Source organism: Chitinophaga sp., from assembly GCF_035564935.1.
In the GTDB taxonomy this organism is placed as follows: domain Bacteria; phylum Bacteroidota; class Bacteroidia; order Chitinophagales; family Chitinophagaceae; genus Chitinophaga.
This window is the reverse complement of sequence record NZ_DATMTE010000480.1, coordinates 1-1,621: the sequence shown is the minus strand read 5'-3', so window position 1 is coordinate 1,621 and position 1,621 is coordinate 1. Positions and strand designations below refer to the sequence as shown.

The 1,621-nt window shown below is 50.0% G+C and carries 2 protein-coding genes and 1 pseudogene; 2 read left to right on the top strand and 1 reads right to left on the bottom strand.

Translation table 11 applies throughout. The annotated features are described in order from the left end of the window. Positions 1-409: helix-turn-helix transcriptional regulator (locus VN105_RS12340; protein WP_325641263.1), on the top strand; the 409-nt coding region annotated here is incomplete at its 5' end. A gap of 80 nt (positions 410-489) precedes the next feature. Continuing rightward, positions 490-1,395 (top strand): annotated as a pseudogene (locus VN105_RS12335) (oxidoreductase). A 1-nt stretch (position 1,396) separates the two neighbouring features. On the opposite strand, the gene VN105_RS12330 reads toward VN105_RS12335, so the two are convergent. Beyond that, positions 1,397-1,621 (bottom strand): hypothetical protein (locus VN105_RS12330; RefSeq protein WP_325641261.1); only part of this gene is annotated, 225 nt, incomplete at its 5' end.

Sequence of the window (1,621 nt, the reverse complement as noted above, 5' to 3'; positions counted from 1 at the left end):
GATACATGGAGCGCAGAAAATGCAACCTGCTTCGGGGAGTCCGGCTACAGGCCCGAATGCAGCGGAGCGGATCACAGGATTGTTCGCAGAGTTGCTGGAGCGGCAGTTTCCTATTGAATTAAGCAGCCAGGTGATCCGGTTAAATACGCCTTCTGCCTTTGCGCAACAATTAAACGTTCATGTTAACCATCTCAACAAAGCCCTGAAAGAAATTACGGGTAAAACCACTTCACAGCTCATTAAGGAACGCGTACTGCAGGAAGCGAGGATCCTGCTTAAAAGTACCAACTGGACGATCAACGAAATTGCATGGAGCCTCGGGTTCGGCGAGCCCAATCACTTTTCTGCCTTCTTCAAAGGCCTGGCTAAAATCACTCCCAATAAATTCAGGCAATCCGGCGCTGATTGATTTTTGTAGTTTTTGCTTTCAATTCCGTATCACTGGCTGCTACTGTTTGATGAACTTTGCATTATCAAACAAATAAAGCTATGTGGACAGCAAAAGATAATATGACGGACCAAACCGGGAAAACGGTGATGGTAACAGGCGCCAATACAGGAATCGGGTTTGAAACAGCGCTGGCATTCTATAAGGCGGGCGCGCATGTGGTATTGGCCTGCAGGAATATGGATAACGCCAATCAGGCACTGAGGAGCATTCAACAACAAGGCGGTACAGGCACATTGGAAACAGCTTTGCTTAACCTGGCCAGCCTGTAGGCGGTAAAACAATTTGCCGCAACTTTCATGGAGCATCACAATCAGCTTCACCTGTTGATTAATAACGCCGGTGTAATGATTCCCCCCGCATCCAAAACGGAGGAGGGATTTGAGTTGCAGTTCGGGGTCAACTTCATCGGGCATTTCGCATTAACGGGATACTTGTATCCGTTGCTTAAAACCACACCGGGGGCGCGTATTGTTACGGTCAGCAGCATGGCCTATCTACGCGGAAGTATTGACTTTGATAACCTGAAATCGGAGAAGTCCTACGATCCGATGAGGGAATATAGCCAGAGCAAGCTGGCGGATATCCTGTTTTCAGTGGAACTGCAACGGCGGATCAACGCTGCCGGCGATAACTTGATGTCGGTAGCAGCACAACCGGGCGCCAATAAAACGGAGCTGTCGCGTCATATGACCGCTGACGATTTCTCAGCAGCAGTAAACCGTATCGGCGAGTTGATGGAGCCGTGGCAGGGAGCCTTACCATCCTTGTATGCAGCTGTTTCAGAAGATGCAATGGGTGGCGAATTGTATGGCCCTGACCAGGACGGCGGCTACCGGGGATTTCCGGCGCGGGCCGCGATTATGCCCAATGGATTGGATGAAACAGTGGCACAGCGGCTGTGGAGCTTTGCTGAAAAAGTAACGGGTGTTCGGTTCCCGGGATAATTTAAGCACGTTTCAAATGCGATACTGCGGGGAGGTTGTGAAGTACAGTGGCCCGCAGAAACACGCCTAACATTACCGGCTCCATCAGCCAGGCAGAGGGCGTATGGCACCACAAAGGCTGGTCGGGTTGAATTGAGATGATCAGATCGACCATGGCCAGCCTTTCTAAGGGAGCGGGGATTGTAGAGAGAAGATGACTAGCTATAATTTCTTTTAAACTGAATTT